11 protein-coding genes and 5 pseudogenes are annotated in these 15,806 nt (G+C 67.3%); 7 read left to right on the top strand and 9 right to left on the bottom strand.

Translation table 11 applies throughout. The features are described from left to right. Positions 1 to 29 precede the first annotated feature (29 nt). Entirely contained in the window at positions 30 to 1,199 is a 1,170-nt protein-coding gene (locus tag QP029_RS11205; protein WP_284874373.1) for a CdaR family transcriptional regulator, read from the top strand. Between the two features lie 38 nt (positions 1,200 to 1,237). Here QP029_RS11205 and QP029_RS11210 read toward each other — a convergent pair whose 3' ends face one another. Further along, complete coding sequence (locus tag QP029_RS11210; protein ID WP_284874374.1) at positions 1,238 to 1,495, bottom strand: hypothetical protein; 258 nt, start codon at positions 1,493 to 1,495, stop codon at positions 1,238 to 1,240. Between the two features lie 19 nt (positions 1,496 to 1,514). Further along, positions 1,515 to 3,146 carry an ABC-F family ATP-binding cassette domain-containing protein gene (locus QP029_RS11215; RefSeq protein ID WP_284874375.1) on the bottom strand — a complete coding sequence of 544 codons (1,632 nt, stop codon included), beginning with the start codon at positions 3,144 to 3,146 and terminating at the stop codon, positions 1,515 to 1,517. Positions 3,147 to 3,213: 67 nt separating this feature from the next. On the opposite strand from QP029_RS11215, the gene QP029_RS11220 reads away from it, so the two are divergent. Further along, positions 3,214 to 3,822 (top strand): SDR family oxidoreductase, encoded by a 609-nt coding sequence (locus QP029_RS11220; RefSeq protein ID WP_284874376.1) that lies wholly within the window; start codon positions 3,214 to 3,216, stop codon positions 3,820 to 3,822. 42 nt (positions 3,823 to 3,864) lie between these two features. On the opposite strand, the gene QP029_RS11225 is transcribed toward QP029_RS11220, so the two are convergent. From QP029_RS11225 to QP029_RS11255, 7 genes and pseudogenes are all read right to left on the bottom strand, one after another. Continuing rightward, positions 3,865 to 4,314: a metal-sulfur cluster assembly factor gene (locus QP029_RS11225; protein WP_284874377.1), complete on the bottom strand. Its 450-nt coding sequence runs from the start codon at positions 4,312 to 4,314 to the stop codon at positions 3,865 to 3,867. After that, positions 4,311 to 4,765 (bottom strand): annotated as a pseudogene (gene sufU, locus QP029_RS11230) (Fe-S cluster assembly sulfur transfer protein SufU). The gene QP029_RS11225 and the pseudogene sufU overlap by 4 nt, the downstream one beginning before the upstream one ends. Continuing rightward, positions 4,766 to 6,014: pseudogene (locus QP029_RS11235) on the bottom strand (cysteine desulfurase). Next, complete coding sequence (sufC, locus tag QP029_RS11240; RefSeq protein ID WP_284874378.1) at positions 6,011 to 6,769, bottom strand: Fe-S cluster assembly ATPase SufC; 759 nt, start codon at positions 6,767 to 6,769, stop codon at positions 6,011 to 6,013. The pseudogene QP029_RS11235 and the gene sufC overlap by 4 nt, the downstream one beginning before the upstream one ends. Positions 6,770 to 6,819: 50 nt before the next feature. Beyond that, positions 6,820 to 8,022 (bottom strand): Fe-S cluster assembly protein SufD, encoded by a 1,203-nt coding sequence (gene sufD, locus QP029_RS11245; RefSeq protein WP_284874379.1) that lies wholly within the window; start codon positions 8,020 to 8,022, stop codon positions 6,820 to 6,822. A gap of 5 nt (positions 8,023 to 8,027) precedes the next feature. After that, positions 8,028 to 9,482 (bottom strand): Fe-S cluster assembly protein SufB, encoded by a 1,455-nt coding sequence (gene sufB / locus QP029_RS11250; protein ID WP_284874380.1) that lies wholly within the window; start codon positions 9,480 to 9,482, stop codon positions 8,028 to 8,030. Then, positions 9,442 to 10,128, bottom strand: coding sequence for a helix-turn-helix transcriptional regulator (locus QP029_RS11255; RefSeq protein ID WP_284876235.1), 687 nt, complete (start codon positions 10,126 to 10,128; stop codon positions 9,442 to 9,444). Before QP029_RS11255 ends, sufB begins: the two co-directional genes overlap by 41 nt. Before the next feature lie 176 nt (positions 10,129 to 10,304). Between QP029_RS11255 and mptB the strand changes: the two are divergent. From mptB to QP029_RS11280, 5 genes and pseudogenes are all read left to right on the top strand, one after another. Beyond that, a pseudogene (gene mptB / locus QP029_RS11260) lies at positions 10,305 to 11,974 on the top strand (polyprenol phosphomannose-dependent alpha 1,6 mannosyltransferase MptB). 6 nt (positions 11,975 to 11,980) lie between these two features. Then, positions 11,981 to 12,985 (top strand): ABC transporter ATP-binding protein, encoded by a 1,005-nt coding sequence (locus QP029_RS11265; protein ID WP_432418680.1) that lies wholly within the window; start codon positions 11,981 to 11,983, stop codon positions 12,983 to 12,985. A gap of 1 nt (position 12,986) precedes the next feature. Continuing rightward, positions 12,987 to 13,766 (top strand): ABC transporter permease, encoded by a 780-nt coding sequence (locus tag QP029_RS11270; protein ID WP_284874381.1) that lies wholly within the window; start codon positions 12,987 to 12,989, stop codon positions 13,764 to 13,766. 162 nt (positions 13,767 to 13,928) lie between these two features. Beyond that, positions 13,929 to 14,818, top strand: a pseudogene (locus QP029_RS11275) (COX15/CtaA family protein). A 14-nt stretch (positions 14,819 to 14,832) separates the two neighbouring features. Further along, positions 14,833 to 15,799, top strand: a pseudogene (locus tag QP029_RS11280) (quinone oxidoreductase family protein). Positions 15,800 to 15,806: the final 7 nt, after the last annotated feature.

The raw sequence follows: 15,806 nt of genomic DNA on the forward strand, positions 1-15,806 counted from the left end.
TACCGGAGCCCTGTTGAGGAAGGAGAGTTGTGGAGATCTCCCTCGATAATGCTCAGAGAATCGTCTCAGAGATCAGCTCGGTGCTCGGTGCCGATGTCAATCTTATGGACCAGTCTGCGGCGATCATTGCCAGCACCGATGCCAGTCGGGTGGGCAACCACCATTCCGGCGCGGAGAAGATCATCTCCGAGCGGCTGGACCAGTTGATCGTCAGCCCGGAGGACCACATCCCCGGGGTCCGAGCGGGGTTGAACCTACCGATCTGGGTCGACTCGAACATTGCCGGAGTTCTGGGAATCACGGGAGATCCGGCTTCATTCACGACACCGGCGCATGTGCTGCAGAAGATGACGGAGATTCTCCTTCGGGAGACCAGAGTACGAGAAGATGCGGAACGGCACGAACGCTCCTCCACTCGGTTCCTTCAAGCCTGGCTGACAGACACGCCTGAGCTCACCCCGGAGTTCATCGAACAGGGGAAGAGCTTCGGTATCGACGTTCTCGGAGACTACATAATCGCCGCCGCGAACGTGGTTTCCGCGGGGCAGCCTCCGCATCTGCCGTCAGCCACATTCCAGGAGGAGATAGACCGGATCGGCAAACAGTTCAGCGATGACGCCACCGAGATCGGTGCAACGACGGGGATGCTGGGAAGCCGCATTATTTCGTTGTTTCCCGTGCCAGACGCATTATCGCCAAATTCCGACCGAGAGATTCTCCACCCAGATCAGCACCTGGGCGACGTGACTTCCTGGCTGGCTTCGGCGGCTCGTCGAGTACGGAAATCTTCGACGATGAAGCTGGCGGTAGGGGTTTCCAGCTCGGGACGCGCCCCGGCCGAGGCCGCCGAGCAGGCGATCAAAGCGCTCAGACACGCTATCCACTCCCCGATCGACGTTCACCGCTTTGACTCCCTGAGCCTCGAGCTACTGCTGGCGGCCATCCCGGAGCATGAACGCCGAACTTTTGCTGAGCGGGTTTTCCGGGATGTTCCCCCAAACTCCCGGACAGAGACGAAGCGATATCTCCAGGCCTATTTCGACGCGGACGGTTCACTGTCCAGGGCGGCGGACGCTCTCTTCGTCCATAAGAACACTCTCAATGGAAGGCTGAACAGAATTGCAGAAGTAACGGCATTCGATCCACGCAAGATCGCCGATGCCGCGGTGCTTTGGCTTGCGCTGCGCATTGAGGAATGAGGAAAGATACGGCAGTCAGTGTCGGCGACCAGGTGACACTAAGGCTTCTGGAGCCGGTCCACAGCCTCTTTGGCCGACCGAAGATCAAGCCCGGTTTCCTCCCGTAGCTGCTTGATCGCCGCAATCGGCTTATCCTCTGCAACGAGAGCCCGGACTGCATCCGAGACGCTGATGCCCTGCGGATCCGGCTCGGGCAATCCAGCTTCGCGGCAGAGCAACGCCACCGTCTCCTCAAGAGAGGCGACGCGCCTGGTCAGTCCATCAATACGTGCCTTATCCTCTGAACGTCCGAACATGGGGCCGAGGCTACCAGGATCAGGCGAGCTCGACGATCTCCATGTAGGCATCCGACCAGAGGTCCTCATCGCCGTCGGGCAGGACGATGACGCGCTCGGGCTCGAGGGCCTTGACGGCACCGGGATCGTGGGTGACCAGGACGACGGCGCCGTTGTAGGTGCGCAGGGCGTCGAGGACCTGCTCGCGGGACATGGGGTCGAGGTTGTTGGTGGGCTCGTCGAGCAGAAGGACGTTGGCGCGGGAGGAGACCAGTGCGGCCAGTGCCAGGCGAGTCTTCTCACCGCCCGAGAGAGTCCCGGCGGGCTGATCGAGCTGTTCCCCGGAGAACATGAAGGCACCGAGCAGTCCACGCAGGTCCTGCTCGCCGGCCTCGGGGCAGGCCTCGATGGTGTTCTGCCACACGGACTTGTCCGGGTCGATGGTGTCGTGTTCCTGGGCGAAGTAGCCGATCTTGAGGCCGTGGCCGGTGACGATACCGCCCTCGCCGTCGGTACGCTCCACCCCGGCAAGTAGCTTGAGCAGGGTGGTCTTGCCGGCGCCGTTGAACCCGAGGACCACGACGCGGGAGCCCTTGTCGATGGCCAGATCCACGCCGGCGAAGACCTCGAGGGAGCCGTACATCTTGGTCAGCCCCTTGGCGAACAGCGGGGTCTTGCCGCAGGGGGCGGGCTCCGGGAAGGAGATGGCGGCGACGCGGTCGGCGACGCGGATCTCGTCGAGGGAACCCATCATGCGGTCGGCGCGGGCGAGCATCTGCTTGGCGGCGGCGGCCTTGGTGGCCTTCGCGCCGAGCTTGGCGGCCTGCTTCTGCAGGGCGGAGGCCTTCTTCTCGGCGTTGGCGCGTTCACGACGGCGGCGGGCCTCGTCGAGGGCGCGGGCGTCCTTGTACTTGGCGAAGCCCATGTTGTAGACGTCCGCTTCGGCGCGGACGGCGTCGAGGAACCACACCTTGTTGCAGACGGCGTCGAGAAGCTCGACGTCGTGCGAGATCATGATGAGGCCACCCTCGTGCTTGGCCAGGAAGCCACGCAACCAGGTGATGGAGTCGGCGTCGAGGTGGTTGGTGGGCTCGTCGAGAAGCAGGGTGGTCTGCGACTTGCCGGAGCCGTTGGTCGCGGCGAAGAGGATCTGGGCGAGCTCGACGCGGCGACGCTGGCCGCCGGAGAGGGTCGTGAGCTTCTGGTCGAGGATGCGCTCGGGCAGGCCGAGGTTGTCGCAGATCTGCGCGGCCTCGGAATCGGCCTCGTAGCCTCCGAGGGCGTGGAACTGCTCCTCCAGGCGGGAGTACTTGCGGATGGCGGCGTCGCGCTTGCCGTCATCACTGGCGGTCTCCATGATCTCCTGCTGGCGTTCCATGGAACTGCGGATCTGGTCGAGGCCACGGGCGGAGAGCACCCGGTCGCGGGCGGTCTGCTCGATGTTGCCCTCGCGGGAGTCCTGCGGCAGGTAGCCGATGTCACCGGAGGAGGTCACCGTGCCACCGTAGGGCTGGGTCTCCCCCGCCAGGATCCGCATGGTGGTGGTCTTGCCCGCGCCGTTGCGTCCCACCAGCCCGATCCGGTCGCCCGGCTGCACGCGCAGGTGCTGGCCGGGGGCGGTGAGCAGGGTTCGGGCGCCGACGCGCACCTCAAGATCATTGGTGACAATCACAAGGGTCCACTCTAACAACCCGGTCAAACCAGGCCCGCGGGTCGAACAGACCCCTACACTGGGGCGCATGAGTGCACAGCCGACCCCCGAGCAGCCCGCCCAGGACTTCATCGTCGAGTACCGGGCCGGCCAGTTCCAGAACGGCTCCCTGGTCCTGCGGTTCCAGGGCACCCCGAATGAGCAGCAGTTGCGGGCGGCACTCAAGGATTTCGGACTGCCATCGTCAGCGGTCGAGGAGGTCCGGGCACGGCCGATGAACTCGGGCAGGTTGTGGGACCACATCTATTCCGCGCATGACACGCTCAGCCGGTCGCGGTGGCCCGAGCAGGCGGCACCGCAGAAACCCCAGCGGCAACCGAGGCAGCGGGGCCCGCAGGGGATCACACAGCCGAGGAAGAAGTCCTCGGAATCAGGCTGTGTGACGTTCCTGGCTGTCGCGGCTCTCGTCTTCGGTGTGTTCGCCTACTCCGCGGAGGACGCCCAGCGGGAGGGTCAGTTCGCCGGCTATGTCGTACCGTCGGGCGCCGATTCCTTCAGCCACTGTTTCGAGTCCATGCGGGTGGCCGGCTCCCTCAATGACGGGGCGGACCAGTTCTTCGGTGACGAGGTCACCGGGTTTCCGGTGAGCCCGCAGAACGCGGCCTTCCTCGGGGCATGCCTCAACGCCGCCCCCTGACGCAGAAGGTGCGGGAGGGGCGGCGTCGATAAGCGGTGGCGGTCAGACGGCGAAGCCGAGGGCGCGGAGCTGCTCGCGGCCGTCCTCGGTGATCATGTGGGCGCCCCACGGCGGCATCCACACCCAGTTGAGCTCGAGCTTGTCGGCGATGCCGTTGCCCACGACAGCGGACTCCGCCTGGTCCTCGATGACGTCGGTGAGCGGGCAGGCGGGCGAGGTCAGCGTCATGTTGACCACGGCGACGTTGTCGCCCTCCTGGTCCTCGACCCAGATGTCGTAGACGAGGCCGAGGTCGACGACGTTGATGCCGAGCTCGGGATCGATGACATCGCGCATGTACTCCTCGATGTCGAAGGCCAGCGCCTTCTGCTCCTCGGTCTGCTCCGGCTTGGTGCGGGCACCGTCGAAGTTGCCGGAGGAGACGGCGGCGTCGCTGTTGGCCTGGTCCTGGTCAGTGACGTCGAGGGTCTCAGGGGTGTTCTCGTCGGTCATTTCTTCTCCCTTTCGGTGAGTGCGTCGGCGGTGGCGGCCTGGAAGGCCTTCCACCCCAGCAGCGCGCACTTGACGCGGGCCGGATACTTGGACACGCCGGCGAAGGCGATGCCGTCGCCGATGATCTCGTCATCGCCTTCCTCGTGCCGCGGGAGGTGATCATCTGCTCGAACTCGGCGAGCTTGGCCATGGCGGTGTCCACGTCCTGCCCGATGATCTCCTCCGCCATGACGGAGGTGGAGGCCTGCGAGATGGAACAGCCCTGCGCGGCGTAGGAGACGTCCTCGACGACCGAACCGTCCGCGGACAGCTGCACCCGCAGCGTCAGCTCGTCGCCACAGGAGGGGTTGACGTGGTGGACCTCTGCCTCGAAGGGGTCACGGAGCCCGGCGTGCTGCGGGTTCTTGTAGTGGTCCAGGATCACTTCCTGGTACATCGATTCCAGGTTCATCTAGTTCACCCCGAAGAAGTCCCGGGCGTGGAGGACGGCGTCGACGAGAGGCGTCGATCTCCTCACGCGTGTTGTACAGGTAGAAGCTGGCCCGGGCCGTCGACTGCGCAGACAGGGCGCGGTGGGCCGGCCAGGCACAGTGGTGGCCGACGCGGATGCACACGCCCTGGCTGTCGAGCACCTGGCCGAGGTCGTGGGGGTGGATCCCCTCGACGTCGAAGGCGACGGCGGCGCCGCGCATCTCGGCGGTGGTGGGGCCGACGATCCGCAGGCCGGGGACCGTCTGCAGCCGTTCGAGGGCGTAGGCGGTCAGGTCCTGCTCGTGGGCGTGGATGGTGTCCATGCCGATCTCGGTGAGGAAGTCCACGGCGGCGCCGAGCCCGACGACCTGGCTGGTCATCTGGGTGCCGGCCTCGAAACGCTGGGGCGCGGCGGCGAAGGTGGTGCCCTCCATCGTCACGACCTCGATCATGGAGCCGCCGGTGAGGAAGGGCGGCAGCTCGTCGAGCAGCGGAGCCTTCCCGTAGACGACGCCCACGCCGGTGGGGCCGCACATCTTGTGACCGGAGAACGCCGCGAAGTCGACGTCGAGCTCGTGGAAGTCCACGGGCATGTGCGGGACCGACTGGCAGGCGTCAAGCACCGTGAGGGCACCGACCTCTTTCGCCCGGCGGACCATCTCCGGCACGTCCGCGACGACACCGGTGACGTTCGACTGGTGGGTGAAGGCCACGACCTTGACGGTCTCGTCGAGCTCGAGCGAATCGAGGTCGATGCGACCGTCCTCGGTCACCTTGTACCACTTCAGGGTCGCACCGGTGCGGCGGCACAGTTCCTGCCAGGGCACCAGGTTGGCGTGGTGCTCCAGTTCGGTGATGACGACGGTGTCGCCCTCGGTCACCTGGTATGCACCGGCCCGGTCGTCGCCGAGGGTGTAGGCGATGAGATTGAGGCCCTCGGTGGCGTTCTTCACGAACGCGATCTCGTGGCCCTGCGCCCCGACGAACGCCGCGATCTTGTCGCGGGCGTCCTCGTAGGCGTCGGTCGCCTCCTCGGCGAGCTGGTAGGCGCCACGGTGGACGGGGGCGAAGGTGTGGAGCACGAACTGCTCCTCCGCACGCCACACCGGCAGCGGGCGTTGCGACGTCGCGCCGGAGTCCAGGTAGACGAGGGGTCGGCCGTCACGCACCGTGCGCGACAGGATCGGGAACTGCTCCCGGATCTCCTCGACGTTGAGGGTCCGGCTCATCGGACGAACTGGTCGTAGCCGTCGGCCTCGAGCTGGTCGGCGAGTTCCGCGCCACCGGTGGTGACGATCCGGCCGTCGGCGAAGACGTGCACGAAGTCGGGCTGGACGTAGTTGAGGATCCGCTTGTAGTGGGTGATCAGGACGATGCCACCGTCGGTCTCCTCCTGGTAGCGGTTGATGCCCTCGGAGACGATGCGCAGGGCGTCGACGTCGAGGCCGGAGTCGGTCTCGTCCATGACGGCGAACTTGGGCTTGAGCAGGCCGAGCTGAAGGACCTCGTGGCGCTTCTTCTCGCCGCCGGAGAAACCCTCGTTGACGGAACGCTCGCCGAAGGACTTGTCGATCTGCAGGTTCTCGCGGGCACCGTTGAGCTCCTTGACCCACTCACGCAGCTTCGGGGCCTCGCCGCGGACGGCGGAGACGGCGGAACGCATGAAGTTGGAGGAGGACACACCCGGGATCTCGGTCGGGTACTGCATGGCGAGGAAGAGGCCGGCGCGGGCGCGCTCGTCGACTTCCATATCGAGGACGTTGACGCCGTCGAGCAGCACCTCGCCCTCGGTGATCTCGTAGCGCGGGTGGCCGGCGATGGTGTACGCCAGGGTGGACTTGCCGGAGCCGTTCGGGCCCATGATGGCGTGGGTCTCACCGGAGTTGACGGTCAGGTTGACGCCCTTGAGGATCGGCTTCGGCTCGGCCGTCTCGTCGGCCGGGAGCACCTGGGCGTGGAGGTTCTTGATTTCGAGAGTGGACATCGTTGAGCAGGCTCTTTTCGGTTCTGAGGTGAATACGTGACTGGTCGTGTCTAGGCGTGGACGGACTCGAGCTCGGTGGTCACCCGCTGCTCGAGTTCCTCCCGGATGGCCTCGACCGGGATGCGGTTGATGACCTCGGAGAAGAAGCCACGGATGATGAGGCGTCGTGCCTCGGCCTCCGGGATGCCGCGGGCCATGAGGTAGAAGACCTGGTCATCGTCGAAACGGCCGACGGTGGCGGCGTGTCCGGCGCCGGCGATCTCACCGGTCTCGATCTCCAGGTTCGGGATCGCGTCGGCGCGGGCCCCCTCGGTCAGCAGCAGGTTGCGGTTGACCTCGTAGGTGTCGGTGCCGTGGGCGGCGGCGCGGATGAGGACGTCACCGACCCAGCAGGTGCGGGCCTCGGTCCGCTCGGAGGACGGATCCGCCTGCAGGGCACCCTTGTACATGACGTTGGAGCGGCAGTTCGGGACGGAGTGGTCCACGAGCAGCCGGTTCTCGAAGTACTGGCCGTCGTCCGCGAAGTACACGCCGAGCATCTCGGCGTTGCCGCCGGGGGCGGTGAAGGACACGCGCGGGACGATGCGGACGATCTCGCCGCCGAAGGTGGCCACGTTGTGGCGCAGGACGGCATCGCGGCCGAGCTGGATGATCTGCCCGGACAGATGGACGGCGTCGTTGTCCCACTGGGCGTCGACGATGAGGGTGAGGCGGGCGTTGTCGCCGACGTTGATCTCCACGTTGTCGGCGTGGGTGCCGGTGCCGCGGTAGTTCAGGGCCACGGTGGCCTCGGCGCCGTCGGCGACCTCGATGACGGTCGCGCCGAAGGAGGTGACCCCCTCACCACGTCCGGTGACGGTGACGACGACCGGCTCGGTGACGGCGGTGTTGCGGGCGAACCCGACGAACTGGGCGGAGGGCATGGAGGTCCAGGCCTGGGCGGCGACCCGGTCGGCGGGTGCGCCGGCCCGGCCGAGGCGGGCATCGCCCGGCTGCAGGGTCTCCACGGTGACGGCGTCGGCGGGAGCGGACGACGGGACGTCGACGCGCACGTCCTGCTCGACGGCCTCGGCGAAGGTGCCGTTGTGCAGGCCGCGGATGCGGCGCAGGGCGATGAAACGCCACACCTCGTCGCGGCCGCCGGGGACCGGGAAGTCCTCGACATTGAAGGAGGTGAACACGTCACCCTTGTTGTTGTGCGGGGTGGCGTTTCCGACGGGGTTGGTGTCGGGGTTGGTCAGTGCTGTCGTCATCGGTTCTAGCCCACCGATCCTTCCATCTGCAGTTCGATCAGTCGGTTGAGCTCGAGCGCGTACTCCATCGGCAGTTCCTTGGCGATGGGCTCGACGAAACCACGGACGATCATCGCCATGGCCTCCTCCTCCGCGATGCCGCGGGACATGAGGTAGAACAACTGCTCGTCGGAGACCTTCGACACCGTCGCCTCGTGGCCCAGGGTCACGTGGTCGTTGCGGATGTCGTTGTAGGGGTAGGTGTCCGAGCGGGAGATGTTGTCCACCAGCAGGGCGTCACACTCGATATTGGAGGTGGAGTGATGCGCGTTGGCGTTGATCTGCACCAGACCGCGGTAGGCGGAGCGGCCGCCGCCACGGGCGACGGACTTGGCCACCACGTTGGAGGAGGTGTACGGCGCCATGTGGGTCATCTTGGCGCCGGTGTCCTGGAACTGTCCCTCGCCGGCGAAGGCGACGGAGAGGACCTCGCCGCGGGCGTGCGGACCGGTCATCCACACGGCCGGGTACTTCATGGTCACCTTGGAGCCGATGTTGCCGTCGACCCACTCCATGGTCGCGCCCTCTTCGGCCTTGGCGCGCTTGGTCACCAGGTTGTAGACGTTGTTCGACCAGTTCTGGATCGTGGTGTAGCGGCAGCGGCCACCCTTCTTCACGATGATCTCCACGACCGCCGAGTGCAGCGAGTCCGACTTGTAGATCGGGGCGGTGCAACCCTCGACGTAGTGGACGTAGGCGTCCTCGTCGACGATGATGAGCGTGCGTTCGAACTGGCCCATGTTCTCCGTGTTGATGCGGAAGTAGGCCTGCAGCGGGATGTCCACGTGGACACCCTTGGGCACGTAGATGAAGGAGCCACCGGACCACACAGAGGTGTTGAGGGCGGAGAACTTGTTGTCGCCGGCCGGGATGACGGTGCCGAAGTACTCGCGGAACAGCTCCTCGTGCTCCTGGAGGGCGGTGTCGGTGTCGACGAAGATGACACCCTTCTCCTCCAGATCCTCACGGATCTGGTGGTAGACCACCTCCGACTCGTACTGCGCGGCGACGCCGGCGACGAGACGCTGCTTCTCGGCCTCCGGGATGCCCAGGCGGTCGTAGGTGTTCTTGATGTCCTCGGGCAGATCCTCCCAGGACTGCGCCTGACCCTCGGTGGAGCGGACGAAGTACTTGATCGTGTCGAAGTTGATCCCCGACAGGTCAGCACCCCAGGTGGGCATCGGCTTGCGGTCGAAGATGCTCAGGGCCTTGAGGCGCTGGTCGAGCATCCACTGCGGCTCATTCTTCTTGCCGGAGATGTCGCGGACGACCTCTTCGCTGAGGCCACGGCGGGCCGAGGCGCCGGCCTCGTCGGAATCGTGCCAGCCGTAGTTGTACGGACCGATGGACTCGATGATCTGGTCATCGTTCATCGGGGTGTCAGCGCCGGGGATCCCGGTGTTCTGCGTTGCCTGGGTCATGATCCGCTCCTTTCTTCTGGGATGTGGGTGTCTGTGTGGGAGACGGGGTCAGGGGGATGTTCGTGGTGCAGATCCCGTGCCCACCGGTGATGGTGGCCAGGGGTTGGACGTGCACGCCGACCAGAGAGGAAATTGTCTCATGCTCGGCCTCGCACAGTTCCGGGTGGTCCGCCGCCACGCTGGCCACCGGGCAGTGGTGCTGGCAGATCTGGACACCGTGGCCGGCCTCGTTGACCGTCGCGGCGTATCCGTGCCGGTCGAAGGCCTCCGCCAGTTCGGCGGCCACCCGCTGCACGGATTCCGGATCGTCGGTCGCCGGTTCGATTCCTTCCACGATCCGCCGGATTCGTCGGCGGGCCAGGGCGCGGACCGCGTCCTGGCCCCCGGCCTCCCGGAGGGAGTCGAGGGCGTCGGCCGCCAGCTGATCGAAGGAGTGCCCGAACTGGACATGACCCCGTTCGGTGAGACGGAAGGCCTTCGCAGGCCGTCCGCGGCTCGGGGTGCCGGCCGGACGGGGACGGCGGGCGTCCTGCTCCGCGAGGCCCTCGGCCACGAGGATGTCCAGGTGACGCCGGATACCGGCGGCGGACATCTCCAGTCGTTCCGCCAGGTCCGAGGCGGTGATCGGTGCATGCTTGAGCAGCATGAGCGTGATCTGGCGTCGGGTGTCGCCGTCGGTCTGATGGTCCACCACTGCCGTCACCTCCTGAGTGCTCGTGTCTATCGACAGCGAACCCACATCTGCGGGTTCTATCTTTCGACAACACAAGTGTTCCCTAATTCATTCCCGCTGTCCAACCAGTGGCTGGCTACACTGACCGTGTGCAACGACGACGACCGACGATCCTCCGCGACCTCACCTCGGACCTGCCGAGGCTCGGGTCCGCCGGGTCACGGGCCGCCTCCCTCCACCAGGAGGGTTCCACGCGGGTGGCAGCCGGGCGGCCCGGCGTCCGGGAACTCACCCGCTTCCAGGTCCTGCGCCTGACCGGCACCGCCGGTGCCCTGCTCATCGGACTCGGCGCGCTCGGCGCCGGCGCGCTGCCGGTGGTGGGAAACCCCTACGGCTCCCTGCCGGTGGGCACGCTGATGTCGCGGATGCTGCAGACCTCGTCCGTGCTGGTGCTGGTCGGTGTCGGTCTGCTCGTTCTCGCGTGGGTGCTCATGGCGCCGTTCGTGGGGGCGTCGAGAAGCGCCGGTTCCCAACCCACGGTGACCACCTCCAGCCTCAAGCGGACCTTCGCCGCGTGGGTGCTGCCAATCCTGTTCACCGCGCCGCTGTTCACCCAGGACATCTACTCCTATCTGGCGCAGGGCTCGATCGTCGCCCGGGGCATGGACCCCTACGCCGCCGGCCCGGTCGACCTGCTCGGCCCGGAGGATCCGCTGGCCCGGTCGGTGCCGTTCATCTGGTCGCACTCCCCTTCCCCTACGGCCCGGTCGCACTGTGGCTGGCGTCGATGATCAGCCGCATCACCAGCGACTCCATCATCCTCGGGGTCATCGGGCACCGGATGCTCTCCCTCGTCGGCCTCATCGCCGTGGGGTGGGCGATCACCCGCCTCGCGCGCCGCTGCCGGGTCAACCCCGTGGCCGCGCTGTGGCTGGGCCTGCTCAATCCGTTGACCATCCTCCATCTCATCGGCGGTATCCACAATGAGGCGATTCTGCTCGGCCTCATGCTCGTGGGCATGGAGCTGGGCCTGCGCGGCGTGGACCTGCTCGGCGGGCGCAACGGCCGGGCAGTCGACCCCCGGGCGGGCGCCTGGCTCATCATCGTCTCGGCCGTGCTCATCGCCTGCGCCGGCATGGTCAAGGTGACCGGCTTCCTCGCGCTCGGGTTCGTGGGCATGAATCTCGCCCGGCACCTCCTGCGGGTCGGCCGCCACCCGGCGGTGGCGATCCTCATCGCCGTCGCGGTGCAGATGGTGCTGCTCGTGGCCACCATCGCCGTCATCACCGCCGCCACCGGCATCGGCCTCGGCTGGGTGACCGGTCAGGGCGGGGCGGCGACAATCCGCAGCTGGATGTCCATGACCACGAATGTGGGCGTCGTCTCGGGATTCTTCGGCATGCTGCTCGGGCTGGGTGACCACACCGACGCCATTCTCCTCCTCACCCGGGCGGCCGGGGTCATCGTGGCCGCCGGCTTCCTCATCCGCATGCTCTTCGCCACCTTCCGCGGCACCATCCACCCCGTCGGCGGACTCGGAGTCTCCACCTTCGTCCTCGTCTTACTCTTTCCCGTTGTCCATCCCTGGTACATGCTCTGGGCGATCCTGCCCCTGGCAGCCTGGGCCAACCGCCCCCTGTTCCGGATCGCGGTGGTCGTCTACTCCGCCGCCTTCAGCTTCTTCGTCCTCCCCCGGGGCCTGTCCCTGCCACCCGACACCGTCCTGTCCATCTACGTCGGCTCCGCACTCTCCTTCGCCGCCGTCGTCGCGCTCGGATGGTGGCTGTTGAGGCGGCGAAGAGTGCTTGGCCTACACTGATTCACCGTGGCTACACCTTTTGATGGATCCGGGGAGACGTCTGTCCCGACGGCGTCGGACACGTCGGCTGCCGCCCACGGTGCAGCACTGGAATTACGCGACGTTGTCCGCACCTTCGGCGACACCACCGCCGTCGACCACCTCAGCCTGACGGCCGCCCGCGGTGAGATCCTCGCCCTGCTCGGACCCAACGGTGCCGGCAAGACCACCACCATCGAGATGTGCGAGGGCTTCACCCGCCCCACCTCCGGTGAGATCCGCGTCCTGGGCATCGACCCGGTCCGCTCCCCCGACCAGGTGCGCCGCCGCATCGGGATCATGCTCCAGGGTGGCGGCTCCTACTCAGGTATCCGGGTCGCCGAGATGCTCCGGCTCGCGGCCGCGTACAACGCCGACCCCCATGACCCCGAGTGGCTCATGGACATCCTGGGCCTGCAGGGGGTACGACGGACCACGTACCGGCGCCTCTCCGGTGGCCAGCAGCAGCGCCTGTCCCTCGCGCTGGCGCTCATCGGCCGACCCGAGCTGGTCTTCCTCGACGAACCCACCGCGGGTCTCGACGCCCAGTCGAGGCTGGCGGTGTGGGATCTCGTCACCGCCCTGCGCGCCGACGGCGTCACCGTCATCCTCACCACGCACCTCATGGACGAGGCCGAGGCGCTCGCCGACCGCATCGTCATCATGGACCGGGGTCGCGTTGTCGCCTCGGGCACGCCCGCCGAACTCACCGCGGGTCACGCCACGTCCGGACGCGTGAGTTTCGAGACCGACACCCCGCTCGACCTCGACCGGGCCCTGGCCGAGGTGACACGGACCCTGCCCGACACCGCACCCCTGGAGGCCGTGCGCCCCCTGAGCTACCGGATATCCGCGGACGCGACCCCGGACCTGATCTCGGCACTCACCCTGGCCGCGGCCGACCAGGGTGTACTCGTCCGCCGACTCGACGTCGACCACCGCAGCCTCGAGGACGTCTTCCTCGACATCACCGGCCGGAGCCTGAGGAGCTGACATGACGGAGATCACCGACACCCGATTCACCCCGGGCACCTTCACCCCCGCCCCCGAGCGGGCAACCCGGTCCCGGATGATCGCCGCCCAGGGGCGGATGGAGACGATCCTCTTCCTCCGCCACGGCGAGCAGCAGCTGCTGAGCATCATCATCCCGTTGGCCATGCTCGTCATCGCCGCCCGGATCCCGTTGCTCGGTGAGGACCGCGGGGTCACCGAAATCTTCCCGATGATGCTGGCGATCGCCACCACCAGCTCGGGGTTCACCGGCCAGGCCATCGCGTTGGCCTTCGACCGCCGCTACGGCGCCCTGAAGCGCACCGGCGCCTCGGGAGTTCCGGCTGCGACGATCATCGCCGGGAAGGTCATCGCCGTCACCGTCATGGCGGCCCTGCAGGCCGTGCTGCTCGGCGGCACCGCCCTGCTGCTGGGGTGGCGGGTGAGCCCGGCCGGTCTTCTGCTCGGCGTGGTGGTGCTTCTGGTCGGCGTCGCCGCATTCACCGCCCTCGGGCTGCTCATGGGCGGGACGCTGCCGGCGGAACTCGTCCTGGCGTTGGCCAACCTCATCTGGGTGATCCTGGTCGGCACCGTCGGCTGGGTACTCTACTCCCAGGGCCTGGACGACGCCGGCTGGTACACCCTCATCCCCTCCGTCGCGCTGGCCTCCGGGCTCACCCTCGCCTTCGACGGGAGCGTCCCCTGGCGTGAACTCGTCGTCCTCACCGGCTGGGCCGTGGTGGCGTCGGCTGCGGCCGTGAAATGGTTCCGCTTCTCCTCCTGATCGGGCAGTGGCATACACCACCTCCGGGACACCCCAGGAATTGGCCCCTACGCTGGCCTGACAGGTAGGGTGAGGGCCGTGACTTCCACCGCCTCGACCGCCACGAACTCCACCCCTGACCGCACGAAGGGCCCGTCGCTGAAGGTCCAGCGCATCCTCGCGATGATCCTGCTGTTTGCCCAGGGTGCGATCACCGTCACCGGCTCCATCGTCCGCGTGACCGGCTCCGGTCTCGGTTGCGACACGTGGCCCAACTGCCACGAGGGCTCTCTCGTTCCGGTCCAGGGCGCGGCACCTGCCCTGCACCAGGCGATCGAGTTCGGCAACCGCCTGCTCACCTTCGTGCTCGCCGCCATCGCCATCGCGGTGTTCGTGGCGGTGCTCGGGCCGGCCGGCGCCGGGAGATCATCATCTACTCCTTCGTCTCCGGTATCGGCGTGGCGATCCAGGCCGTCATCGGCGGCATCTCGGTCCTGCTCGACCTCAAGTGGTGGGCCGTGGCCATCCACTTCCTGCCGTCGATGATCCTCGTGTGGATCGCCGCGCTGCTGTACATGCGGCTGGCGGAGCCGGACCATGAGGAGCCGGTGCGGATGTTCGCTCCGGTCATCCGCACCCTCACCGTCGTCGCCGCGGTCTGCCTGTCCGTCGTGCTGGTCACCGGCACGATGGTCACCGGTGCCGGTGTCCACGCCGGTGATGACGGGGTGGGCATGGAGGGCCGCCTGGACGTGGACATCGAGCTCATGGCCTACATCCACGCCGGCACGATGTACGTCTATCTCGCCGCCACCCTGGCCGTGATGTGGCTGCTGTACAAGGGCGCGGCGTCGCAGGCGGCGAAGCGGACCGCCTGGGTGCTCGTCTTCATGATCATGGTCCAGTGGGCCATCGGCATCATCCAGTTCAACCTGGGTATCCCCCGCTGGACCATTCCGGCCCACATCGCGATGTCGTCCGTCGTCGTCGCCTTCTCCGCGTTCCTCTACGCCCACGGCCAGCGTCGGCTCACCCCGGCGGAGGAAAACTCCGTCGTCACCGCCGAGAGGTAGCTAGCCTGGATGCCATGAAGGCAATCCAGATCACTGAGACCGGGGGCCCTGAGGTCCTGACGCTGCGCGACATCGACGCGCCTGTCCCCTCCGAGAGCGAGGTGCTTGTCGACGTCGAGGTGGCCGGCGTCAACTACATCGACACGTACTACCGCGAGGGCGTCTACCACGCGACGACGCCGTTCGTCCCCGGCATGGAGGGCACGGGCCGGGTGGTGCATGACCCCCGCGGCGAGATCGCCGAGGGCACCGTCGTCGCCTGGTGCGACGCCTTCGGCTCCTATGCGGAACAGGTCTGCGTCCCCCGTGACCGACTCGTCGCGGTGCCCGAGGGGGTGCGCCCGGAGGTGGCGGCCTCCATGCTGCTGCAGGGCATCACCGCCCACTACCTCACCCACGGCGTGTACGACCTGCAGGAGGGGGACTCCTGTCTCATCACCGCCGGCGCCGGCGGCGTCGGTCTGCTGGTCACCCAGATGGCGGCCGCGAAGGGCGCCCGGGTGTTCTCCGTCGTCTCCACCGATGAGAAGGAGCAGCTTGCCCTCGAGGCCGGCGCGACGGAGGTGTTCCGCTACTCGAGACAATCTCGCTGAGGTCGTGCGCCGTCGGAACAACGGCCAGGGCGTGGACGTGGTGTATGACGGGGTGGGTAAGGACACCTTCAACGAGTCGCTGGAGGCGGTCCGTCCCCGGGGCACGGTGTGTCTGTTCGGGGCGGCCTCCGGCGCGGTGCTGCCGTTCGACCCGCAGCTGCTAAACACGCACGGGTCGATCTTTCTCACGCGGCCGTCGATAGGCGCCTGGACCTCCGGGGAAGGCGAGTTCCGCATGCGGGCGCAGGCGGTGACCCAGGCCGTCGTCGACGGCACCCTGTCGTTCCGGATCTCCAGCTCCTACCCGCTGGCCGAGGCGGCACAGGCGCACCGGGACCTGCAGGACCGCAAGACAACCGGCTCGATCGTCCTCCGGGTACGCGAGTGACCGGGAG

The sequence above is a fragment of the Corynebacterium suedekumii genome, from assembly GCF_030252185.1.
GTDB lineage: Bacteria > Actinomycetota > Actinomycetes > Mycobacteriales > Mycobacteriaceae > Corynebacterium > Corynebacterium suedekumii.